The sequence below is a fragment of the Kitasatospora sp. NPDC127111 genome (assembly GCF_042677465.1).
Taxonomy (GTDB): Bacteria; Actinomycetota; Actinomycetes; order Streptomycetales; family Streptomycetaceae; genus Kitasatospora.
Window position 1 is genome coordinate 1 of record NZ_JBHXTG010000112.1, and the last position, 21,168, is coordinate 21,168.

At 74.1% G+C, this 21,168-nt stretch carries 20 protein-coding genes and 1 pseudogene; 12 read left to right on the plus strand and 9 right to left on the minus strand.

Features of this window, described 5'->3' with window-relative positions; genetic code table 11:
- Nucleotides 1-115: 115 nt before the first annotated feature.
- Both ACFVHB_RS37650 and ACFVHB_RS37655 read left to right on the plus strand, forming a co-directional pair.
- Nucleotides 116-415: an STAS domain-containing protein gene (locus ACFVHB_RS37650; protein ID WP_380331763.1), complete on the plus strand. Its 300-nt coding sequence runs from the start codon at nt 116-118 to the stop codon at nt 413-415.
- 472 nt (nt 416-887) lie between these two features.
- Nucleotides 888-1,991, plus strand: coding sequence for an FUSC family protein (locus ACFVHB_RS37655; protein WP_380331765.1), 1,104 nt, complete (start codon nt 888-890; stop codon nt 1,989-1,991).
- A 76-nt stretch (nt 1,992-2,067) separates the two neighbouring features.
- Here the strand turns inward: ACFVHB_RS37655 and ACFVHB_RS37660 are convergent, their stop codons facing one another.
- The gene (locus ACFVHB_RS37660) at nt 2,068-2,232 is read right to left on the minus strand and encodes a hypothetical protein (RefSeq protein ID WP_380331767.1); all 165 of its coding nucleotides are present in this window, start codon (nt 2,230-2,232) and stop codon (nt 2,068-2,070) included.
- A 23-nt stretch (nt 2,233-2,255) separates the two neighbouring features.
- Nucleotides 2,256-2,414 (minus strand): annotated as a pseudogene (locus ACFVHB_RS37665) (histidine phosphatase family protein); the annotation flags it as partial.
- A 154-nt stretch (nt 2,415-2,568) separates the two neighbouring features.
- Between ACFVHB_RS37665 and ACFVHB_RS37670 the strand changes: the two are divergent.
- The 7 genes from ACFVHB_RS37670 to ACFVHB_RS37700 all read left to right on the plus strand — a co-directional run bounded on the left by ACFVHB_RS37670 (nt 2,569) and on the right by ACFVHB_RS37700 (nt 11,087).
- Nucleotides 2,569-3,045, plus strand: coding sequence for a hypothetical protein (locus ACFVHB_RS37670; protein WP_380331769.1), 477 nt, complete (start codon nt 2,569-2,571; stop codon nt 3,043-3,045).
- Nucleotides 3,046-3,080: 35 nt separating this feature from the next.
- A complete protein-coding gene (locus ACFVHB_RS37675; protein WP_380331771.1) occupies nt 3,081-7,643 on the plus strand; it encodes an HAD-IC family P-type ATPase in 4,563 nt (1,520 codons plus the stop codon).
- A 326-nt stretch (nt 7,644-7,969) separates the two neighbouring features.
- The gene (locus ACFVHB_RS37680; RefSeq protein ID WP_380331773.1) at nt 7,970-8,545 is read left to right on the plus strand and encodes a GNAT family N-acetyltransferase; all 576 of its coding nucleotides are present in this window, start codon (nt 7,970-7,972) and stop codon (nt 8,543-8,545) included.
- A gap of 119 nt (nt 8,546-8,664) precedes the next feature.
- Entirely contained in the window at nt 8,665-8,886 is a 222-nt protein-coding gene (locus ACFVHB_RS37685) for a DUF6480 family protein (RefSeq protein ID WP_380331775.1), read from the plus strand.
- 270 nt (nt 8,887-9,156) lie between these two features.
- Nucleotides 9,157-9,324, plus strand: coding sequence for a hydrophobic protein (locus ACFVHB_RS37690; protein WP_380331777.1), 168 nt, complete (start codon nt 9,157-9,159; stop codon nt 9,322-9,324).
- 31 nt (nt 9,325-9,355) lie between these two features.
- Nucleotides 9,356-9,889 (plus strand): DUF1360 domain-containing protein, encoded by a 534-nt coding sequence (locus ACFVHB_RS37695; protein ID WP_380331779.1) that lies wholly within the window; start codon nt 9,356-9,358, stop codon nt 9,887-9,889.
- 208 nt (nt 9,890-10,097) lie between these two features.
- Nucleotides 10,098-11,087, plus strand: coding sequence for an aldo/keto reductase (locus ACFVHB_RS37700; RefSeq protein WP_380331781.1), 990 nt, complete (start codon nt 10,098-10,100; stop codon nt 11,085-11,087).
- A gap of 194 nt (nt 11,088-11,281) precedes the next feature.
- Here the strand turns inward: ACFVHB_RS37700 and ACFVHB_RS37705 are convergent, their stop codons facing one another.
- The 4 genes from ACFVHB_RS37705 to ACFVHB_RS37720 form a co-directional block, all read right to left on the minus strand.
- Nucleotides 11,282-12,391, minus strand: a complete 1,110-nt coding sequence (locus ACFVHB_RS37705) for an aryl-sulfate sulfotransferase (RefSeq protein ID WP_380331784.1) — start codon at nt 12,389-12,391, stop codon at nt 11,282-11,284.
- A gap of 83 nt (nt 12,392-12,474) precedes the next feature.
- Entirely contained in the window at nt 12,475-13,464 is a 990-nt protein-coding gene (locus tag ACFVHB_RS37710) for an ABC transporter substrate-binding protein (RefSeq protein WP_380331787.1), read from the minus strand.
- 34 nt (nt 13,465-13,498) lie between these two features.
- Complete coding sequence (locus tag ACFVHB_RS37715; protein WP_380331790.1) at nt 13,499-14,227, minus strand: ABC transporter ATP-binding protein; 729 nt, start codon at nt 14,225-14,227, stop codon at nt 13,499-13,501.
- Complete coding sequence (locus tag ACFVHB_RS37720) at nt 14,224-15,003, minus strand: ABC transporter permease (RefSeq protein WP_380331793.1); 780 nt, start codon at nt 15,001-15,003, stop codon at nt 14,224-14,226. The genes ACFVHB_RS37715 and ACFVHB_RS37720 overlap by 4 nt, the downstream gene beginning before the upstream one ends.
- A gap of 153 nt (nt 15,004-15,156) precedes the next feature.
- On the opposite strand from ACFVHB_RS37720, the gene ACFVHB_RS37725 reads away from it, so the two are divergent.
- The 3 genes from ACFVHB_RS37725 to ACFVHB_RS37735 all read left to right on the plus strand — a co-directional run bounded on the left by ACFVHB_RS37725 (nt 15,157) and on the right by ACFVHB_RS37735 (nt 17,751).
- On the plus strand, nt 15,157-15,726 hold the full coding sequence (locus tag ACFVHB_RS37725) for a helix-turn-helix domain-containing protein (RefSeq protein WP_380331796.1): 570 nt from the start codon (nt 15,157-15,159) through the stop codon (nt 15,724-15,726).
- 202 nt (nt 15,727-15,928) lie between these two features.
- Nucleotides 15,929-16,468, plus strand: a complete 540-nt coding sequence (locus ACFVHB_RS37730; protein WP_380331798.1) for an ArsR/SmtB family transcription factor — start codon at nt 15,929-15,931, stop codon at nt 16,466-16,468.
- Nucleotides 16,465-17,751 (plus strand): MFS transporter, encoded by a 1,287-nt coding sequence (locus ACFVHB_RS37735; protein ID WP_380331801.1) that lies wholly within the window; start codon nt 16,465-16,467, stop codon nt 17,749-17,751. Before ACFVHB_RS37730 ends, ACFVHB_RS37735 begins: the two co-directional genes overlap by 4 nt.
- Nucleotides 17,752-17,800: 49 nt before the next feature.
- Here the strand turns inward: ACFVHB_RS37735 and dnaK are convergent, their stop codons facing one another.
- The 3 genes from dnaK to ACFVHB_RS37750 all read right to left on the minus strand — a co-directional run bounded on the left by dnaK (nt 17,801) and on the right by ACFVHB_RS37750 (nt 20,930).
- The gene (gene dnaK / locus ACFVHB_RS37740) at nt 17,801-19,654 is read right to left on the minus strand and encodes a molecular chaperone DnaK (protein ID WP_380331804.1); all 1,854 of its coding nucleotides are present in this window, start codon (nt 19,652-19,654) and stop codon (nt 17,801-17,803) included.
- Nucleotides 19,655-20,067: 413 nt separating this feature from the next.
- A complete protein-coding gene (locus tag ACFVHB_RS37745; RefSeq protein WP_380331807.1) occupies nt 20,068-20,469 on the minus strand; it encodes a DUF2267 domain-containing protein in 402 nt (133 codons plus the stop codon).
- Nucleotides 20,470-20,525: 56 nt separating this feature from the next.
- Nucleotides 20,526-20,930 carry a DUF2267 domain-containing protein gene (locus ACFVHB_RS37750; RefSeq protein ID WP_380331810.1) on the minus strand — a complete coding sequence of 135 codons (405 nt, stop codon included), beginning with the start codon at nt 20,928-20,930 and terminating at the stop codon, nt 20,526-20,528.
- Nucleotides 20,931-21,168: the final 238 nt, after the last annotated feature.

A 21,168-nucleotide genomic window follows, 5' to 3' on the forward strand; every position in this document is an offset into this window, starting at 1 on the left:
TCTCACCGGGGCCCCGCGCCGCCCCCGGACCCCCGACGGGGTGGCGCGGGCCGCCGGTCCCCGTTCTCTCCCCCCAACCCGCCCGCAGCGGGCCGAACGGACAGCGAGCAGTCCCATGACCACCCAGGTGACCCCCGTCGTGGTGCGGGCACGCGGCGACATCGACCTCGACACCGGCCCGCGCCTGCGTCACGAGCTGATCCGCGCGCTGGCGGAGAACCACGAGGTGGTGCTCGACCTGTCAGAAGTGACCTTCATGGACTGCGCGGGCCTGAACGCCCTCATCGACGCCCGCAACCAGGCCGACCGCCGGGGCGCGCGCCTCACCCTGCGGAACGTCGGCCGTCCCGTGGCCAGGATCCTCGCCCTCACCGGCCTCACCGGTCGGCTGGCCCCCGCCACCCCGCCCTCCTGACCTCCTGACCTCCTGACCTCCCCCGGTCCGGCCCCGGATCCTCCGTCCCTGGTACCGGATGGGAGGAGAGCGCGGCCGATCCCCTGGCCCTCATGCGGTGCCTGCTTCCGACCCCCCTCTTTTTTGCCGCAGCTTCGGTCATTTCGCGCGGACCCACGGTGCTCAGTGGGTGCACGCACGGACTCTCGGTGACGAGAGCCGGCCGCCACCTCGGGAGCCGGCCGGATTCCGGCGCGACCGGGATCCACCCGGCGCGGCGGTGGGCGGCATGCCGCGTTCGGCGTAATCAGGGGCGAGGGGCCGTTCGGCCGTCACGCTGTGCCTGGTGAACACGGCCCGGTCAAGGAGACCGTTGGCCACCGACGGGGAGCTGACTGAGGCGGACGTCATGGACGGCAGCACGGGAGCGACGCCCCCGCTTCGACCCGGGGTGGGGCTTTCCGCCGGTCAGAGCGGACGAGGAGACGAACACGTGCACCAGGACACCTCCACGAACCGGCTGTCCCGGATCTTCCGGCTGGACCCCGCCGGGGCCAACTGGCCGCGAGGGGTGATGTTCCTCGACGTCGCCCTGGTGCCGCTGCTGGTCTTCTGGGCGATCGGCCATGAGCAGTACCTCCTCAGCGCCGTGTTCGGCCTGCTGTTCGCGGCGCTGGCCGATCCGGGAGGCAGCTACCGGCACCGCGCGTCGCACATCGCCGTCTTCGCGCTGATCGGCGCGGGAGTCACCGCCCTGGGGTTCGGCATCGGCGGGGACGCCTGGGGCTGGCTCGTGCTGGCCGCGTTCGCCGTCACGCTCGTGGCCGGACTGGCGGCCGCGTTCGGGGCGCACAGGTTCGTCACCGCCCTCTTGCTCAACCTCTGGTTCATCATCGCGCTCGGGCTCGCCTTCAGCCTCCACCACGCCGCTCGGATCACCAGCTACACCTGGGCCCAGGTCCTCGCCTGGGCGGCGGGCGCGGCACTGTGGATCACGGTGACCTTCGTCGCCTGGCTGACCCGCGGCCGCCCGGACCGGCCCCAGCCGGTCGCCGAACTCCCCGGCGACACCGCACGCCGGAAGCTGACCCCACCACTGATCATGTTCGCGCTGATCCGCGCCCTGGCCGTGGCCGGCACCGTCGCGCTCGCCTTCGGACTGGACCTCTCACACGGCTACTGGATGCCGATCGCCGCCATCGCCGCGATGAAGCCCAGCCTGGAGCAGACCACGCTGGTGGGCGCGCAACGCCTTGCCGGCGCGCTGATCGGCGCCGTCGCGGCCGCCCTGCTGCTGCTGATCCCCGCCAGCGCCCACGGGCTGAGGCTGTTCACGGTCACCCGCGGACTCGAAGTGGTCGCACTCGTCCTCCTGATGCACGGCGCGGCGATCCGCTTCTGCAACTACGCGCTGTACTGCGCCGCCATCGCCGCCGGCGTGCTGATCCTGGTGGACCTCCCCCAGCCCTCCGACTACGCGGCCGAGGGCTACCGCGTGCTGTGGACCTTGTGCGGTGTCTCGGCGGGACTGCTCGTCATGCTGCTCGGGGCCCTGCTGGCCAAACGCTCCACCACAACACCGTCACACGCCTCCTGACGCCCGGCTCCGACCTGCCTCGGCCCCCTCCGGACAGCGACCACGTCGGCGATGATCAACGTCATGACCCGCCGGCTCACCAGCGAAACCACCGGGACCTGGCGCGGAACCCGACCACCAGGACCAGCGACGGAACGCCCGCCAGGCCGGCTCGCACACGCGGCGGTCCGAACGGGAAGGCCGCCGCCATGACCGGCAGCGCCACCTGATGCGGCAGGTCCGCGCCCTGGCGAGCGATCATCGTCGATCCCTGCCCCACAGGCCTCAGACGTGGAGCTCGGGAGGGAAGCCGGTCCAGCGGAGCTCGGCGGGGAGGTGGCCGGTGTCATTGAAGAGGAGGACCGCCGGGGGGCGATCGGGTGGGTAGCGGATGACGGTCAGGGCGGCGTTGGCGTGGTTGATGCCCAGCCAGCGCCGAAGCGGTCCGGTTCGTCCGGGGCGAATCGGGCATACGCGGTACCGACACCGATGGATGGGCGGGCTCGCCGACAGTCGGCCCGGCCGTCGGAGGACGCTGATCGGACACGCCATGAACGAGCACCCACCCTCCTCAGCCGGATCACCGTCTTCTTCGGGCATGTCGAGACTGGTCCACCCCGTCGACACGGTGACGTCGACCGTGCGCCGTGTCCCGGGTGCCGGTGCCGTCAGCGGCGTGCTCGACGGGGCGCTGAACACCGTCGGGCTGGTGTCGCCGCGCGCGCGGCGGATCGCCGCCTACACCGGCGCGGGGCTGCTCGGCGCCCTGGGAGCGGTCGACTGGCCGGTGGCGGCTGCCGGAGCGGCAGCCGTCTGGCTGACCCAGGCCCGCCCCGGGGGCGGGCGCGGACAGGCCTCCCCGGCCCGGCCGGGCGGGCCGGCCGCGGAACCCGCCGACCGCGCTTCCGGGTCCTCGAAGACCGCGAAGGCGAGCGGCTCCAGGACGGCGAGCCGCCCCGAGAAGGCGAGCCGCTCCCCGTCGAGCAGCCGCCCGACGACCCGTGGCACCACCACCCGCAAGAACAAGGGCCGCACCGCACCGTCGTCCGGGTCCACCGGGCGGCGAGCGGCCTGACACACGACTCCGGCCGTCCCGAGCGAAGGTGAACGATGGTTGCGCGTCTGCTGACCCGGATGTCGGCCGCGGGGCTCGGCCTCACCCTGGCCGTGCCGAGGGCCGTCGTGCGCAGGGCCGTCCCCACGGCCCTGGGCGCCGCCCAGGTCACGGTCGAGGCGGCCGGCGCCGGCGTCCGCACCGCGGCGCACACGACCTCGGCGGTCACCGCGACCGCGCGACGCGTGGGCCGGGTGACTCTGAGCGCCGCCGAGGCGGGCAGGGGGTACTGGCAGGCCGGATCCCGGGTGCAGGTGCCGCTGCGGCTTCGTCCTGGAACGGCCGGGCCCGCGCGGAGCGTGGAGGAAGCGGCGCGGAAGGTGGCCATCGCCCTGGCCAAACGGCCGGACGTGCTCGCCGCCCACTGGGACGGCGGGCTCGCCAGGTTGGTGGTGCAGATGTCCCGGGACGCGGTCGCCGATCAGATCGTGGAGAGCGCCACGGACCTGGCCGCCCGGCACCGGCTGGAGCGCGCGGACGAGGAGGTCCTGGAATCGGCGCACCCGGGCCACATCGGCGGCGTCCGCACCGAGGCCGTCGGTCTCGGCTGCGACGTGGTGGGCTTCGCCGCCGCCGCGGGGGCGCGGACGCTCCGCCTCAAGCACCCGCCGCGGCTGCTCACCGCCCTGGCCGCGTTGCTCCGCGAGGACCCGGAGGTCCGCACCCTGTTGCGCGGCCGGCTCGGCGACACCGCCGGTGACCTGATCCTCGCGGGAGCCGGCGCCGCGGCGTACGGCATCGGCCGGTCGCCCACCGCACTCGTCCTGGACGCGGTGCTGCGAACGGGCCGCCTGATGGAGGCCGTCGCCGGTGCCGCCGCCTTCGACGCCGCCCACGACACCGTCTGCGCGCCCGGACGCCTGAGCCTGGCGGGCCGGGCCTTCCCCCGCCCCGCGCTGCGTCCGCTCCCCTGCGAGCAGTACGCGGAGCAGGCGGTGACCGGCGGCCTGCTCGGCTCCGTCTCGGCCGCCGTGCTCACGCGGGACCTCGGCGAGGTCGCCGAGGCGCTGGTGGCCGGAAACCCGAAGGCCGCGCGCTACGGGCCGGCGGCCTTCACCGCCGCCCTGGGCACCGAGCTGGCCCGCGAGGGGGTCCTGGTCCGCAATCTCGAACGGCTCCGACGACTGGAACTCGTCGACACGGTCGTGCTGCACGCCGATTCCCTGCGCGGCACCACACGGACGGTCCTTCAGGTCCACCCCAGCGCGGACGGCTGGGACCACGACCGGCTGTGGGAGGCCGCCGCGGCGGCCCTGGACCCGCCCGGGTCCGGGGCCGGGCTCGAACTGCGCCCGGTGCCCGACCAGAAGGAGTCGCGGACCGGCCTGATGATCGCCGCCGACGACGGACGGGACGTCGGCACCGTCCTGGTCGGCTGGGAGGTCGACCCGCTCGCCGAGGCCGCGCTGGACGCGGCGTGCCGGGCCCGGCTGCGGGTCGTGGTGGCCGACGACGGCACGCTCGGCGACTTCGCCGCCCTGGCCGACCGGCGCGTGGGGGCCGAACAGCCGCTCGCCGACGTCGTACGGGAGCTCCGGCGCAGCGGGAGTGTGGTCCTCACCGTGGCCCGCGTGCCGGCCGGCGGAGACCCTGCGTCGGCTTCTGGGCCGGACGCGGATCAGAACGCCGAACTGACAGACTCCTCAAGTGAGTTGCTCGAAGGACTGCTGTGCGGCGACCTCGCCGTCGCGGTCACCGACGAGCACGGTGCGGTGGTGTGGGGCGCGGACGTCATCCTGCTGGGCGGACTGGAGCCGGTCTGGCGGCTGCTGGCCGCGATCCCTGCCGCCCGGACCGTCGCCCGGCACTCCAAGACCCTGGCCGAGGCGAGTGCCGCGCTCTCCGGGCTCCTGGTCGTCACCCGGGGCCGGCGGCCCCGAGGCACCCTTCCCGTGGGGATCCGGCTCTCCCCCGTGAACGCGGCCACCGCCGCGGCGCTCGTCTCGGGCTGGCGCGCCGCGTTGCGCGTCACCGTCCGCGGCGCTCCCCACCCCCCGCCGCGGATTCCCTGGCACGCGCTGCCGCCCCGCGAGGCGCTGGCCCGTCTCAAGACCACCGGAGGCCCGACGGCTCCCACCGCGATCCGGGCCGCCCGCGACGCGGCGCGCCGCGCCGCCCGCCACCCGGCCTTCGCCCCGCTGCGTCTGACGATCCGCCTGGTCGGCGCGGTGCGCTCCGAACTCGACGACCCGCTGACACCGGTGCTGCTGGTCGGCGCCACCGCGTCCGCCCTGCTGGGTTCGACCGTGGACGCGCTGCTGGTGGCCGGAGCGATGGCGATGAACGCGCTGATCGGCGGTGTTCAGCGGCTGCGGGCCGAACAGGCGCTGTCCGAACTGGAGCTGAGCCAGCGTCGGACGGCCCGGGTGTCGGACGGGGAGCGGACCCGCGTTGTGGACGCCTCCCGGCTGAGAGCGGGACAGGTCATCGATCTGGAGACCGGCGACGTGGTGCCCGCCGACGCCCGGCTGCTCGAAGTCGACGACCTGGAGGTCGACGAATCCTCGCTGACCGGCGAGTCGCTTCCCACGACGAAGCAACTGGACGCCACACCCGAGGCGAGCGTGCCCGACCGCCGGTGCATGGTCTTCGAAGGCACCACCGTGGTGGCCGGGCACGGCCGGGCCGTCGTGGTCGGCACGGGCGAGAACACGGAGGCCGGACGTGCCGCCCACCTCGCCGCCCGGACACCGCCGGCCCCGGGTGTGCAGGCCCGGCTGCGCGAACTCACCAAACGCAGCCTGCCGTTGACACTCCTCGGCGGCGCGGCCGTCACGGGACTGGCGCTCGTCCGTGGTCGTCCGGTGCGCCAGGCCGTGCGCGGTGGGCTCGCGGTCGCGGTGGCCGCCGTCCCGGAAGGCCTGCCGCTGGTGGCGACCGTCGCCCAGCTGGCGGCGGCCCGCCGGCTCAGCCGGCACGGCGTGCTGGTCCGCGCCCCGCGGACCCTGGAGGCGCTGGGCCGGATGGACACCGTCTGCTTCGACAAGACCGGCACCCTCACCGAGAACCGCCTCCGGGTGGCCCGCATCGGTACGGACGCCGGACAGCTGCACCCCGCCGATGACCCCGAAGCGGCACCGGTCCTGCGCATGGCCGCCCGTGCCTGCCCCGTCGCCGATGACGGCGCGCCGGCCGGCGCGCACTCCACCGACGAGGCGGTGCTGGCCGCCGCCCCGGACGACACCGGGTGGACACCCGCCGACACCCTGCCCTTCGAGGCCAGCCGCGGCTACGCGGCGGCCGTCGGAGCCGACGAGCACGGGTCGGCGCTGCTCGTCGTGAAGGGCGCGCCCGAAGTCGTCCTCCCGGCCTGCACCGACGCCGGGGACGCGGCCTCCACGACCATGACCGCCCTCGCCGAGGACGGTCTGCGGATCCTCGCCGTCGCCGCGCGGCCTGCGGCCGGCGACGAGGACGCGCTGGGGCGGCCGCTCGAAGGACTGGAGCTGGTCGGCTTCGTCGCCCTGGCCGACACCCCGCGTCCGGGGTCCGCCCGGCTGGTCGAGGGCCTGCGACGGGCGGGGGTGCGGCCCGTCATGCTGACCGGCGACCATCCGGCCACCGCCCGCGCCGTCGCCGTCGCGCTGAGCTGGCCCGAGGACGTCGAGGTGGCCACCGGCGACGACCTGGCCGACCTCGATCGGGCGGGCCGGGCCCGGCGGCTGCGGGACTGCGACGTCGTGGCCCGCGTCGCCCCCGAACAGAAGCTCCAGGTCGTCGAGGCCCTCCGGGAGGCCGGCCGGGTCGTGGCCATGGTCGGCGACGGCGCCAATGACGCCGCCGCCATCCGCGCCGCCGACATCGGGGTGGGGATGGCGGTGCGCGGCTCGGCGGCCGCCCGCAACGCGGCGGACCTGGTGATCACCGACGACGAACCGACCGCCCTGATCGCCGCGGTGGCCGAAGGCCGGGCGCTGTGGCACAGCGTGGCCGACGCGATCAGCATCCTGATCGGCGGCAACGCCGGCGAGATCGGCTTCTCCGTGCTCGGCACCCTCCTGTCCGGAGCCGCGCCGATGTCCACCCGCCAGATCCTGCTGGTCAACCTGCTCACCGACATGTTCCCGGCGATGGCGGTGGCGGTCACCCCGCGGGACGACGCACCGGAGGGCGACGGCGTCGGCGCCCGACGCATCGGCGTCGCCGCACTCGACGAGCCGCTGGCCCGCCAGATCCGCCACCGGGGCCTGGTCACCGCCCTCGGCGCGACCACCGCCTGGCTCATCGGCACCCTCACGCCCGGCTCCGCGCGGCGCACCAGCACGATGGCGCTGTGCGGCGTCGTCGGTGCCCAGCTCACCCAGACCCTCGCCGGGCGGACGCGCAGCCGCCTGGTCCTCGCGACCGTCCTCGGCTCCGCCGCCGTGCTGGCCGCCGTCATCCAGACCCCGGGCGTCAGCCAATTCTTCGGCTGCACCCCGCTCGGCCCGCTGGCCTGGGCGGGGGTCGCCACGGCGATCGCCGTCGCCGCGCTCGCGCCTCCCCTCCTCCCCCGAATCGAGCACCTCGCGGCCAGAGCCGCCGCCCGCGCTGCGGCAGCCGCACGCACCGCCCGGTAGCAGCGGACCGCGGGGCTGGTCCTGCGGGTCGTGGTGACGATCTCGGTGGCCCCCGGGGCTGGGCCGGCGGGCGACCCGGAGTCGACACCCGACCGCGTCCTCGACCCGGCCCGCCGCGGCCCGGACGCCCGGCTGCGGCACGCCGACGAACCGGGCGACGAGCAGAGTCCGGGGCATGTCCTCGGCCGCCGCCCGAACAGCGGAAAGAGCCGCGCGGGCCGAAGCCGACGCGGCCGTCGTCACCCCCGCCGGGAACGGATCGCCCCGCTCCCGTGCGGCCCGAAATCCTGTTGCCGGCGGTTGTGCCCGCACACGATCCTCCTGGCATGGACCTTCCACAGCAGGTGATCGAACTGGACGACCTGACGCTGCGCCGCTTCAACGGCGAGGCGGACCTTCCGGAGTTCTTCCGGGTCATCGAGGAGTCGCTGGAGCACCTGCGCCCGTGGATGCCCTGGGTCGCCGAGCACAGCCTGGCCAGGACCGCCGCCTTCCTGGCCCGCCGCCCGGAGCTGTGGGCCAGCGGCGAGGCGTTCACCTACGCGATCGTGGTCGACGGGGCGATCGTCGGCGCCGGCGTGCTGTTCCGGAGCGGGGAGACACGGGACAACGGCCGTGAGATCGGCTACTGGCTGCACCCCGCCGCGACCGGCCGGGGCCTGGCCACTCGGACCGCCCGCGCGCTGGTCGAACAGGCCTTCCGCCTCCCCGGCGTCGATCACGTCGAGATCGTCCACGACCCGGCCAACCGCGCCAGCGCCGCCGTCCCGGCCCGCCTCGGGTTCACCGAACGCCTCCGCCGCCCTGCCGAGCGCTCCGCCCCGGCCGGGAGCGGCGAGGTCCAGGTCTGGCGGCTGACCCGCGGCCGGCGGAACTCACTCGCCGCCGCAGAGGCACGTTGACGGTCGCGATGGCCCGGAACGGCTTCCACCGGGCGATCCGCTCGGCGCTGAGTCGCATCGTCCGAGGCGGGTAGACGCCGGGTGTCCAGGAAACCCATGTCGCAGTCGCAGGAGGAGTCATGTCCACTCCCGACCCGGACCCGCGTCACACCGCGGGTCTCGACGGACACCGCACGCTGCGCAGGGGTGACACCCCACCCGCCGAAGGCGGCATCTCCGGCATCTCCCACCCCGAACCACCGGAACTCCGCCACGCGTGGGGCCCCGCCCCGCTGATCACCGTCGCCGCGGTGATCGTGGTTCTCATCGTCGTGGCCATCGTTCTCGCCTTCGTCCTGTGACCGGCCGGGCGCGGTCAGTCGCCGGGGTCGCCCACCGGCTCGGATCGCCCGGGTGCGGCAGGATCCGCTCCACGCCGCGCCCGAGCACCATGGCGCCGCACCGGGGAACCCCCTCATACGGCCGGTCCCCCGCTCCCACGCCCACCGGAGCCCGGCATGCCGCCCGGACGCCGACCGATCGCCCACCGCCGTCCACGCCCACGCATGGACCGGGCCGAGGCGGGCACACGCCGAATCCGAACATCTCGCACCCCACGAGAGGTCGGTTCCATGCTTGTTCTCGTCCTCGTCCTGCTGCTCGCCCTCATCCTCGGCGGTGCGGGCTTCGCCTTCCACGTGCTCTGGTGGATCGCGCTCGCCGTCCTGGTGCTGTGGCTCCTCGGATTCGTGTTCACCGCGGGCGATCGCGGGAGCGGTCGACGGTGGTACCGATGGTGACCACCGTGCCCGTACCTCCGCGGAGCCGGCCATGACCGGCTACGAACCGCCCTCAGGCGACACCACCGTCGAAGCGGCGCTGCGCCACGAACGGCACGCCTACGAGCCGGACGGCGAACAGCCGATCGCCGGATACCTCACTGTGGTGACCGCGTACGTCGGCAGCGTCGGCCTGCTCGCCGCCTTCGCCCGGCGCACCCGTCGGCCCCTGCCCGAACCCGGACCGTGGGACGTGCTGCTGACGGCGGGCGCGGTGCACCGGCTGTCCCGGCTGGTCGCCAAGGATCCGGTCATCAGCCCGTTCCGGGTCCCGTTCACGAGGTTCCGGGGCCAGAGCGGTCCGGCCGAAGTCGCGGAGGAGGTGCGCGGCACCGGTGTGCGCCGGGCCGTCGGCGAATTGATCACCTGTCCGTTCTGCACCGGCCTCTGGATCGCCACCGGTCTGACCGGCGCCGGGGTGCTCGCGCCCGGGGCGACGAGGCTCGTCTGTTCCGGGCTGACCGCCCTCACCGTCGCCGATCTCCTGCACTTCGTCCGGACGGGCCTTCAGAAGGCCACTGACTGAGCCCGCACGCGCTGCGGCCCGGACGCGCTGAAGGCGTCCCTCCCGGATGTGGAGGCACCCTTGCCGCACCCGGTCGTGCCGGTCCGCCTCCGGAAGGCCCCGGCACCGTAAGGTCCACTCCGAGGAGACGGGGCCGACCGGCCGCCCGGACCGGGGCGTCGGAAGGCGTCGAACACGGGAACGACGAGCCGAAGGGCTGGCACGCCACATGCAACAGCGCAGTCTGCGGGACCTCCAGGTGTCGGCCATCGGCCTCGGCTGCATGGGGATGTCCGCCTTCTACGGCACGGCCGACCATGACGAAGGCATCGCGACCATCCGGCGCGCCCTGGACCTCGGCATCACGTTCCTCGACACGGCGCAGGTCTACGGGCCGCTCACCAACGAGTCCCTGGTCGGCGAAGCCGTCCGGGGACACCGGGACGAGTACGTGATCGCCACCAAGTTCAACTACCGCATGGACCACGCCGTCCCGGGCGACATGTCGACCGTGGGCCGCCAGGACGGCTCGGCCGAGCACGTCCGCGATTCCGTCCACGGTTCACTCGCGCGGCTTCGCACCGACCGCATCGACCTGTACTACCAGCACCGGGTCGACCCGACCGTGCCCATCGAGGAGACCGTCGGCGCGCTCGGCGAACTGGTCGCCGAGGGGAAGGTGCGGCACATCGGGCTGAGCGAGGCGAGCGGCGAGACCATCCGCCGCGCCCACGCCGTGCACCCGGTCACCGCCGTGCAGAGCGAGTACTCGCTCTGGTCGCGGGACGTGGAGGCCGAGGTGCTCCCCACGTGCCGGGAGCTCGGCATCGGCTTCGTGCCGTACTCCCCGCTCGGCCGCGGCTTCCTCGCGGGCCGCTTCAGCTCCCCGGACGAACTCGACGAGGACGACTTCCGCCGCACCAACCCGCGCTTCGCCGAGGCCAATCTGGCGGCCAACCTCCGGCTCGCCGAGAAGGTGAAGGAGATCGCCGCGGAGAAGCGGATCACCCCGGCCCAGCTGGCGATCGCCTGGGTCCTGGCCCGCGGCGAGGACCTCGTGCCGATCCCGGGCACCAAGCGCCGCACCTACCTGGAGCAGAACGCGGGCGCGGTCGACGTCGAGTTGACCGACGAGGACCTGGCCCGCATCGAGGCCGAGTTGCCCGAGGTGGCGGGCGAACGCTACGACGAGGACGGGATGCGGGCGGTCAACCGCTGAACGACCGACCGGGCCGAGGCGGCCCGGCCTTCGTCACCCGCCCGACCGTCACCGGCACGGCCACCGTCGAGAGGGAGGACGGCGACACCTCCCCCGTCATCGCCGTGGAGATCCCCTCCGCCAGCCGCCCCGCGGCCCGCCCTGTCCTGGGCGGGCCGCGGGGATCCGGTGCTACGGCCCCGGCCGGGGTCCGGTCAGAGCCACGGGATCTGCTCGGCGGAGTACCGGTAGGCGCGGAAGACGGCGTTCTGCGCGCCGCGGGAGGATTCCAGGCCGACGCCCCGGCCGAAGGCGCCGAACTCGGGGACCACGAACTCCCACACCACGTCGCCGTCGGGGGTGACCTCGAAGAGGCGGCCGAAGGAGCCCTCGGCGATGAAGGTGTTGCCGTTGGGCAGCCGCTGGGCGCTGGACATGTAGGGGCTGTAGAAGTTCTGCGGCGGGTTGTCCTCGTACGTCCAGACGGTCCTGCCGTCGGCGGGGTCGATCTCGACGACCCGGGAGTAGGGCACCGAGGTGGTGTCGCGGTAGGTGCCGTTGTCGAAGACCAGGATGTTCCCGTCGGGGAGTTCGTGCGGGTAGTGCTGCTGGGCGAGCACGTCCGGGCCGATCCGCCAACGGACCGAGCCGTCCGCGCGGTCGACGGCCACGGCGGTGGAGGCGCTGCGGAAGCCCACCACGACGCCGCCGTCCCGGAGTTCGTTGACGGTGTTGGCCATCGGCCAGTGCTCGCGGGCGAAGTGCGGGTTGAGCGGGGTCCGTTCGGGGTCGAGGTGCTCGATCGCGGCCCAGCGCCAGACCACCTCGCCGTCCCAGGTGAGCTCGTACACGACGTCGCCGTGGATCACGCCGCCGGGCGCCTCGGAGCCGGGGATGCCGCCGCGGATCCGGGCGGCGTCGGCGGGGGCGAGCGGCTCGACGCCGAGGACGAGCAGGTTGCCGTTGCGCAGCACGGAGGCGTCGTGGTGGTGGTAGGGGTGGCGGACCTCGCGCACCACCGTGCCGTCGGGGGCGATCTCCTGGAGGATGCCGCCGTGGTAGACGTCCCAGATCGGGAAGAGGCTCGGGCCGCCGGTGTCCTTGCCCTGGTAGAAGAGGTTGCCGTTGGCGAGCAGCTGGGCGTGCCGGCCGGGCGGGTGCGGCAGCCGCCAGGTGTGGACGGGCTTGCCCTCGATGTCGATCAGGTGGACGTCGCCGGGGCCGGCGATCGGGGTGTAGAGGGTGTAGCCGCCCCAGCTGCGGGCCGGGTCGTGGGCGCGCAGGCCGAGGCCTCGCCGGCGGAGGGTGTTCTGGTCGACGGTCATCGTGGAACTCCTGGAGGGGGGACGAATGGACGGACGGACGGGCGGGGCAGCGGGTCTCAGCGGACTCCGCGGATGCGGCGGACTCAGCGGATGGTCACGGCGGCCGGGTCGGCCTCGGCGAGCGGGCCGGTGTGCAGCCGGCCCAGCAGCGCGGCGCGGTCGGCGGGCCCGGGCAGGCCCTGGGCGGCCTTGGCCCAGCCGGCCTCGTCCTGGAGCTGCTGGAGCAGTTCGGCGGAGAGCGTCGGCCGGTACTCGTAGGCGGGCTGGAAGGCCTCCACGTACCCGGCCTGCAGACTGCCCTTGGACTGGGCGAGCACGGCGCGACGGGCGGCGGCCGGGTCGGCGGTCAGCTCGGTCCGGGCGCGGAGCAGGGCGCGCAGGACGGCGGTGGTGGTCGGGTCGGTCGCGGCCGGGCCGGCGACCAGCAGGGTGCGGGCGGTGTAGCCGGTGAACGGCAGTTCGGCGTAGCGGTCGCCGAGGGCGGTGCGGGTCGCGTCGTAGAAGCTGGGGAAGGTCGCGCCGGCGTCGATGTCGCCGCGGGCGAGGGCGGCGGGGATCTGGTTGGGGGCGAGGTTGACGACCTGGACGTCCGCGGCGGTGAGCCCGGCGGAGGCGAGCATCCGGGCGAGGGCGTACTCGACGTTGGTGCCCTGGGGGAGTCCGATCCGGCGGCCCTTGAGCCGGTCGAAGCCGGTGATGCCGCGGTCGGTGCGGGTGAGCAGCCGCCAGTCGGCGAACCGGGACAGGTCGGCGACGATGCGCAGGTCGCGGCCGGTGAGGGCGGCGGTGACGGCGGGCAGGTCGCCGACGACGCCGAGCTGGGACTGGCCCCCGAGGACGGCGTTGAGCGCGTCCCGGCCGGTGGGGAAGGCCTGCAGCTGGGCCTGGACGTGTTCGGCGGACCAGAGCCGGCGGTCCTCCGCCACGTAGACGGGGGCGCCGCCGAGGTAGTCGCTGCCGGCGATGGTGACGGACGGGTCCTCGGTCACGGCGGACGTGCCCGAGCAGGAGGTGGCGACGGCGGTGAGCAGGACGGCCAGGAGAACGGCGGCGACCGCACGGGGTCTGAGCACGGTGGGAATCCTCTCGGAGTGGGTTCGAAGCGACTCAGTCGTGGCTGAGCCGACGGGCGATCAGCTCGCGCAGCCCGGGGTCGTCCCGGCCGGCCGGGACGACGTGATCGGCGAGCACCCGGCCGGGCCTCCCGCCGAGCACCACGACCCGCTCGGCGAGGGCGAGCGCCTCGTCGAGGTCGTGGGTGACGAAGAGCACGGTGGTCCCGGTCCGCCGCCGGAGCCGGGTGAGCAGGTCCTGCATCCGGGCTCTGGTGATGGCGTCCAGCGCGCCGAACGGCTCGTCCATGAGCAGAACTTCGGGTTCGGCGGCGAGCGCGCGGGCCAGCGCGACGCGCTGTTGCATGCCGCCGGAGAGCTGTGCGGGGTACTTCTCCGCGCCGTCCGCGAGCTCGACCTCGGCCAGTGCGGCCAGTGCTCGGCGCCGGCGCTCGGCCCGCGGGAGGCCGAGGTGCTTGAGGGCGAACTCGACGTTGCCCCGGGCGGTGAGCCAGGGGAACAGCGCGTAGTGCTGGAAGACCATGCCCCGGTCGGGTCCGGGGCCGGTCACCGGCCGCGGGCCGACCAGCACCCGGCCGGCCGTGGGGCGGACGAACCCCGCGACGGCGTTGAGCACGGTCGACTTGCCGCAGCCGCTCGGGCCGAGCAGGGCGGTGAACGAGCCGGCGGTGAAGTCGAGTTCGGTGCGGGCGAGGACGGGGTCGGTGCGCCGCCGCGGACCGTAGCCGACCGTCAGGCCGTCCAGCCGGATGTCCAGGCTCATGCCGCGCTCCAGTGGACGATCCGGCGGCCGAGCGCGGCCAGGGCGAGGTCGACCGCCACGCCGAGGAGGCCCAGGACCAGCAGTCCGGCGAACATGCGGTCGGTCCGGAGGAACTGCCCGTCCACCTGCAGCCGGTACGCCAGTCCGCTCTGCGCACCGCCGAGTTCGGCGGCGACCAGGGCCAGCAGGGCGACCGAGGCGCCGTACCGCACCGCGGCGAGCAGTGCGGGCGCGGCGGCCGGCAGCAGCACCTCGGCGAACCGGCGGCGCAGGGGTGCCCCGAGCGAGCGGGCGGCCCTCAGGTGGGTCACGGGCACCCGGGACACCCCGTCGTGGACGTACAGCCAGACGGCGAGCAGGACGGCGTAGGCGATCAGCAGGCGCTTGGCGGTCTCGCCGATCCCGAACCAGGCCGTGGCCAGCGGCACCAGGGCGATCGCGGGGATGGGGCGGAGGAAGGACACCAGCGGGGTGACGGCGGCGGAGAGCCGCGGCAGGTAGCCGGTGGCGAAGCCGAGTGCGCAGCCCACGGCGGCGCCGAGGGCGAACCCCTGCCCGGCCCGGCCGAGGCTGGCGGCGAGGTCGTTCCAGAGGGTGCCGGTGCGGGCGCTCTCGTCGAGGGCCCGCCAGGTGGCGGCGGGGGTCGGCAGCAGACCGGGTGCCACCGCGCCGGAGGCCGCCAGGGCGGTCCAGCCGGCGAGCACGGCCACGGCGGCCGCGAACGGCGGAGCGAGGCGGGTCAGGGCCCGTACGGGCGGGGATGCGGTGGGATGCACGCGGACGTCTCCTCGGGGACACCGGGCGTCCGCCCGGGGCCGATATAAGTGAGGTCAATAATTGACGTCACTTATCAACGCCGTGTTGCGGCTGTGCGAAACGTTTCCGCTCCGGCGATCTCCCCCGTGGGGCGATGAGGTACGTTCACCATCGTGTCCCGACTCGAACCCTCCCCCGAGGCACTCGCCGTCGGCCGGCTGATCCGCGGCCGCCGCAAGGAGCGCGGCGTCCCGATGGCCGAGCTCGCCGCCCGCTCCGGCCTCTCCCAGCCCTTCCTCAGCCAGCTGGAACGCGGGCTCACCACCCCCAGCCTCACCTCGATCTACCGGATCGCCGAGGCCCTGGACGTCCCGCCCGGAACGTTCCTGCGCCCGCCCGCGCGGCCGGGGGCGGTCAGCCATGAGAGCGACCCCCAGGTGGTGCGGGTCAGCGAGGGCGCCGCCCAGTTCGCGCGGGTGCTCATCCCCGGCGGACGCAGCAGCCTGATGGAGGCCTACGAGCACCACTTCGAACCGGGCCACGGCGAGCGCGGCTGGTTCGAGCACCCCGGGGAGGACTTCCTCTACGTCCTGGAGGGCGAGGTCGTGCTGGAGATCGAGGGCGAGGAGCCGCTCACCCTGCGCGCCGGCCAGAGCGCCCACCACCGCGGCGACGCCCCCCACCGCTGCCGTCTCGCCGGCCCCGACGCGGCGCGCACGCTGCTCGTCATCGCCACACCCTGACCGGAGCGCCGGCGCCTCCCGGTCAGGGGCAACCGTTCAGCCCGCGGGGATCCGACGCCGAGCCGCTCCGCGCCCCCCGCGAGGCGTCCGGATCCCGGGCGCGGGACGGCGTGTGAAACCCGCTCACGTGCCGGACGGCCGATTCCGGAAGGCCGGGGCGAACGCCTTGACGAATGGTCAAGAAATGTTGACCATTAGCGGCATGCCTAGCGATGATCTTCCCGAGACGTTCCACGTCACCACCGACGAGCAGCTACGCGCCGTCTCCAATCTCACGCGTCACCGGATCATGGCCGTGCTCCGCTTCGAGCCCGCGACGATCACGCAGATCGCCGAGCGCGTGGGCCTGGCGAAGGGGAGCTCCAGCTACCACGTCCGGCTGCTCGAACGGGCCGGCCTGGTCAAGGTGGTCCGGACGCGGAAGGTCCGGGGGGTCACCGAGCGGTACTACGCCATGGCCGCGCGGTCGATCGTGCTGCCGGATCCGGGCGAGGGAGGCCCGGACGTGCTGATGCGGCATGCGGTGGCGGACCTGGAGGCAGCGCCGGTGGGTGCCGAGCGGCACGTGCGGATGGCGCACCTGCGGCTCACCGAGGAGCAGTTCGCGGAGCTCGGGGCGCGACTGCAGGCGCTGGCGGACGAGTACCGGGAACTGTCCGATCCGTCGCTGCCGGACGCGTCACTCGTCTTCGCGCTGTTCCACCCGGCATCGGGCGAGCAGGCCGAGGGGGACGCCAAGTGACCGCGGACGTCCGGAAGTTGCCGGCCGGGTTCGGACGGCTGTGGACCGCCCAGACGGTGTCCTCGCTCGGTGACGGGGTGACGCACGCCGCGCTGCCGCTGCTCGCGCTGACGTTGACGCGCGATCCGCTCGCGCTCGCCGTCGTCACGGCCGCCGGAACGCTGCCGTGGCTGCTCTTCGGGGTGCTCGGCGGTGCGCTGGTGGACCGCTGGGACCGTCGGCGCACGATGTGGGTCACGGACGCGGCGCGTGCGGTGCTGCTCGCGACACCGGCGGCGGCGGCCGCGCTCGACGTGCTGAGCATTCCGCTGCTCGGGGCCGTCGCCTTCCTCCTCGGCCTCGGCGGACTCTTCTTCGACACGGCCGCCACGGCCTATCTGCCGGAGCTGCTCGGCCGCGACCCCGCGGTCCTGGAGCGCGCCAACTCCCGTCTGCGCGGCACCCAGACCGCCGCGTCCGGCTTCGCCGGGCCGCCCGCGGGCAGCGCCCTGCTCGCGCTCGGGCGGGCGGTCCCGCTGCTCGCCGACGCGGTGTCGTTCGCGCTCTCCGCACTGCTCGTACGATCGCTGCCCGCCGCGCCCCGGCCCGTACCGCAGGCCCGCGAGTCGCTGCTGCGGCAGGCGCGGGCCGGCGCCTCGTACGTGTTCCGGGACCAGTTGCTGCTCGGGCTCGCACTGCGTCCAGCGGTCGGGAACATCGCCTTCCTCGCCGTGGAGACCGTACTCGCCCTCTTCGCGCACGACCGGCTCGGCGTCGGCGCCTTCGGCTTCGGCCTGCTGCTCACGGCGGAGGCCACCGGCGGTCTGCTCGGCGCGGGCATCGCCTCCTTCCTGGGCCGACGGCTCGGCACCGGCACCGCGCTGACCTGCACGGCCGCGGTCGAGGGGCTCGCCGTCCTGGGCCTCGCCGCCGCCCCGAACCCGTACGTCGCCGGCCTCGCACTCGCCGTCTGCGGCGCGGCCATGGGCGCCACGATGGTGCTCGGCCCCTCCCTCCGACAGGCGATCGTCCCCGCCCACCTGATGGGCCGGGTCGCCTCCACCTCCCGCATGCTCGCCATGTGCGCGGCCCCGTTCGGCGCCTTCCTCGGCGGCTGGCTGGCCACCGGCTACGACGTGCGCACCCCGCTCTACACCGCCGCCGGGCTCCTCCTCACCATGACGGTCGTCACCGCGACCATGACCGGCAACCGCCGGGTCGAGGCGGCGCTGCGTGCCGCCGCCCCGGCCGGCGAGCCGGATCACCCGGAATCCCGCGAGCCCCTTCAGGAGCACGCCGTTTAGGGCTCCGCCGACGTCGCTCGGAGGTGGTGGCCCGGCCTGGACGCGGTGGTCATGCGGCGTCCCGCCTGTGCTCGTCCTCGTCCACGATCTCGGCGTCCACCACCTCCTCCTCCGAGCCCTGCGGGCCGGTCGGGCCGCCGTCCGGCGTACCAGGGGCGGTCTGGGCGTAGAGGGCCTGGCCGAGCTTCTGGCCGACCTGGGCGACGTGGTCACTGGCCGCGCGGATCGCGGCGGTGTCCTCGCCCTTGAGCTTGTCCTTCAGCTCCGCCAGGGCCGCCTCGACCTCGCTCTTCACCTCGGCCGGGATCTTGTCCTGGTTGTCGGTGAGGAACTTCTCGGTGCTGTAGTGGAGCTGCTCGCCCTGGTTGCGGGTCTCGGCGGCCTCCTTGCGGCGGCGGTCCTCCTCGGCGTGCTGTTCGGCCTCCCGGATCATGCGGTCGATGTCGTCCTTGGGCAGCGAGGAGCCGCCGGTGACGGTCATCTTCTGTTCCTTGCCGGTACCGAGGTCCTTCGCGCCGACGTGCATGATGCCGTTGGCGTCGATGTCGAAGGTGACCTCGATCTGCGGCAGGCCGCGCGGGGCCTGGGCGATGCCGGTGAGTTCGAACATGCCGAGCTTCTTGTTGTACGCGGCGATCTCGCGCTCGCCCTGGTAGACCTGCACGGTCACCGAGGGCTGGTTGTCCTCGGCGGTGGTGAAGACCTCCGAGCGACGGGTGGGAATGGTGGTGTTGCGCTCGATGAGCTTGGTCATGATGCCGCCCTTGGTCTCGATGCCGAGCGAGAGCGGCGTGACGTCGAGCAGCAGGACGTCCTTGACCTCACCCTTGAGCACACCCGCCTGCAGCGCGGCGCCGACGGCGACGACCTCGTCCGGGTTGACGCCCTTGTGCGGCTCCTTGCCGGTGAGCTTCTTCACCAGGTCGGTGACGGCCGGCATCCGGGTGGATCCGCCGACGAGGATGACGTGGTCGATGTCGGAGACCTCGATCTTCGCGTCCTTGACGGCCTGGTGGAACGGGCCCTCGCAGCGTTCCAGCAGATCGGCGGTGAGCTGCTGGAACTGGGCGCGGGTGAGCTTCTCGTCCAGGTGGAGGGCACCCTCGGCGGAAGCCGTGACGTAGGGCAGGTTGATCGTCGTCTCGGTCGCGGCGGACAGCTCGATCTTGGCCTTCTCCGCGGCCTCGCGCAGGCGCTGCGCGGCCATCTTGTCCTTCGACAGGTCGATCCCGTAGCCGTTCTTGAACTCCTTGACCAGGTGGTCGACGATCCGCTGGTCCCAGTCGTCACCGCCCAGGTGGGTGTCGCCCGAGGTGGCCTTCACCTCCACCACGCCCTCGCCGATCTCCAGCAGCGACACGTCGAAGGTGCCGCCGCCGAGGTCGAAGACCAGCACCGTCTGGTCGCTCTCCTTGTCCAGCCCGTAGGCGAGGGCGGCGGAGGTCGGCTCGTTGATGATCCGCGCCACCTTCAGGCCCGCGATCTCGCCGGCCTCCTTGGTCGCGGTGCGCTGGGAGTCGTTGAAGTACGCCGGCACGGTGATCACCGCGTCGGTGACCTCCTCGCCCAGGTACGCCTCCGCGTCGCGCTTCAGTTTCTGCAGCACCCGCGCGGAGATCTCCTGCGCGGTGTACCGCTTGCCGTCCACGTCACCGTGCTCGGGGAAGCGCCAGCCGCTCTCGCCCATGTGGCGCTTCACCGACCGGGCGGTGCGGTCCACGTTGGTGACGGCCTGGCGCTTGGCGATCACGCCGACGAGCACCTCGCCGCCCTTGCCGAAGGCCACCACCGACGGGGTGGTGCGGGCGCCCTCGGTGTTCGTGACGACGGCGGGCTCGCCGCCCTCCAGGACGCAGACCACCGAGTTCGTCGTTCCGAGATCGATACCGACTGCGCGGGTCATCTCCGGCCTCCTTCATCGCACTCAGAGAACTTCCCTCTATCGACACATAAAACTTGAGTCGCCTCCTGTCAAGGTTGGCGCCGGCGGCGGGCGGGTGGGGCACGGCCCCCACGCGTGGCTGGGGATGGAGGAAATCTGCAGCGTGGAGTTGAGGTTTCAGGGGGCGGCGAGGCGAGGTCGTGGTGCTGCCGATCGACGATCCGGACGCGGCGCTCCACGCGGTGGGGCAGGTCGCGGCGATGCCGCACGTCCAGGTGGCCTTCCCGCGGCGGCTGGACGAGCTGGGCGCGGTCGTGCCGGGTCGTTCGGCGGGCGGCCAGCGCAGGTACTCGCGCCGGGAGATCGACAGGATCGCGGCCCCGGTCAAGCGCATCCGCGTAGCGCGGGCTGGCGCCCACGCGCCCGAGCGGGTCTCAGGCGGCGGCCGCGGTGAGGTCGGCGCAGCCGAACAGGAGCGCGTAGCCGCGGGGCAGACGGGCGAGGAGGCGGTCGGTGAGCGGATCGCCGGCGAGGTCGGCGAGGGCGGCCAGGACGGAGGAGGCGTCCCAGCGGGCGCTGGTGAGGCTGGTGTTCAGGGCTCGGGCGACGGCTTCGACGAAGGCGGGCGCGCCGACGGGTTCGGGCAGGGGGATCTGTGCCGCGAAGACGGCGCGGGCCTGCTCGGGGAGGACGGCGGCCAGCTCGCAGCGCTCCTCGCCGGTCAACTGGGAGCCGAGGACGGTCAGGACGGTGTCGAGGACGCGCTCGGCCTCCTCGTCGCTGGGGTAGCGGCCGAGGGTGCGGACCTGCTGGATCAGGCGGCGGTGCCGGGTCATGGGCGGGGGCCTTCCGGGACGGGCCGCCGCCGGGTGGGCGGCGGCGCGAAAGCGGGTCAGGGGCGGTGGCCGGGGTGAGGCCGGCCGAACAACACGTCGTAGCCGGGCGGCAGCTGGAACAGGACACCCTCCATGAGGTCGTCGCCGGCGGCGTCGGCCACCGTGGACAGGACGGCGCCGATGTCCCACACGGCGGTCTTCTCGGTGGCGCCCTCGATCCAGGCGGCGGTGGCGCGCGCGAACCGTTCGGGACTGAGCGGTTCGGCGGCCTGCAGGGGGTTGAGCAGGACCAGGGCGAAGGTCTCGGGCAGGCGGGCCGCGAGCTTCGCGCGCACGTCGCCGACCAGGTGGGCGCCGAGCAGGGCCAGCACGACGCGGGCCGCGCGCTCGGCGTCCTCGGGTGTGTCGTATTCTCCGCGTTCCTGGACCTGGTCCAGGAACGCCTCCCAACGAAGTGTCACCGCGCGTTCCTCCCTTCGTCCCGGCACGGCCCGGGCCGCGCCGGGGTGCGGGCATGCGGGGGGCGGTCGAAGTTCCGGGGGTTCCGCGACCGGGCGGCGACCGGGGCCGGCGAGCCTGAGCAGCCCGCTCGCGGGCCTACCGGCTGCAGGACGAGCCGCCCGCCGCCGGGCCGGATGCGGGGGTGTTCCGCGCCGCTCCCCCCGGGGGGCGGGGACGGCGCGGAACGGCACAGGAGGC

Coding starts and splice junctions, on each gene's coding strand:
- ACFVHB_RS37660 (WP_380331767.1), bottom strand. CDS start 2,232: ATGATCGCTCGCCAGGGCGCGGACCTGCCGCATCAGGTGGCGCTGCCG.
- ACFVHB_RS37685 (WP_380331775.1), top strand. CDS start 8,665: ATGTCCACTCCCGACCCGGACCCGCGTCACACCGCGGGTCTCGACGGA.
- ACFVHB_RS37730 (WP_380331798.1), top strand. CDS start 15,929: ATGCCTAGCGATGATCTTCCCGAGACGTTCCACGTCACCACCGACGAG.
- ACFVHB_RS37650 (WP_380331763.1), top strand. CDS start 116: ATGACCACCCAGGTGACCCCCGTCGTGGTGCGGGCACGCGGCGACATC.
- ACFVHB_RS37700 (WP_380331781.1), top strand. CDS start 10,098: ATGCAACAGCGCAGTCTGCGGGACCTCCAGGTGTCGGCCATCGGCCTC.
- dnaK (WP_380331804.1), bottom strand. CDS start 19,654: ATGACCCGCGCAGTCGGTATCGATCTCGGAACGACGAACTCGGTGGTC.
- ACFVHB_RS37695 (WP_380331779.1), top strand. CDS start 9,356: ATGACCGGCTACGAACCGCCCTCAGGCGACACCACCGTCGAAGCGGCG.
- ACFVHB_RS37675 (WP_380331771.1), top strand. CDS start 3,081: ATGGTTGCGCGTCTGCTGACCCGGATGTCGGCCGCGGGGCTCGGCCTC.
- ACFVHB_RS37705 (WP_380331784.1), bottom strand. CDS start 12,391: ATGACCGTCGACCAGAACACCCTCCGCCGGCGAGGCCTCGGCCTGCGC.
- ACFVHB_RS37680 (WP_380331773.1), top strand. CDS start 7,970: ATGGACCTTCCACAGCAGGTGATCGAACTGGACGACCTGACGCTGCGC.
- ACFVHB_RS37670 (WP_380331769.1), top strand. CDS start 2,569: ATGTCGAGACTGGTCCACCCCGTCGACACGGTGACGTCGACCGTGCGC.
- ACFVHB_RS37690 (WP_380331777.1), top strand. CDS start 9,157: ATGCTTGTTCTCGTCCTCGTCCTGCTGCTCGCCCTCATCCTCGGCGGT.
- ACFVHB_RS37715 (WP_380331790.1), bottom strand. CDS start 14,227: ATGAGCCTGGACATCCGGCTGGACGGCCTGACGGTCGGCTACGGTCCG.
- ACFVHB_RS37745 (WP_380331807.1), bottom strand. CDS start 20,469: ATGACCCGGCACCGCCGCCTGATCCAGCAGGTCCGCACCCTCGGCCGC.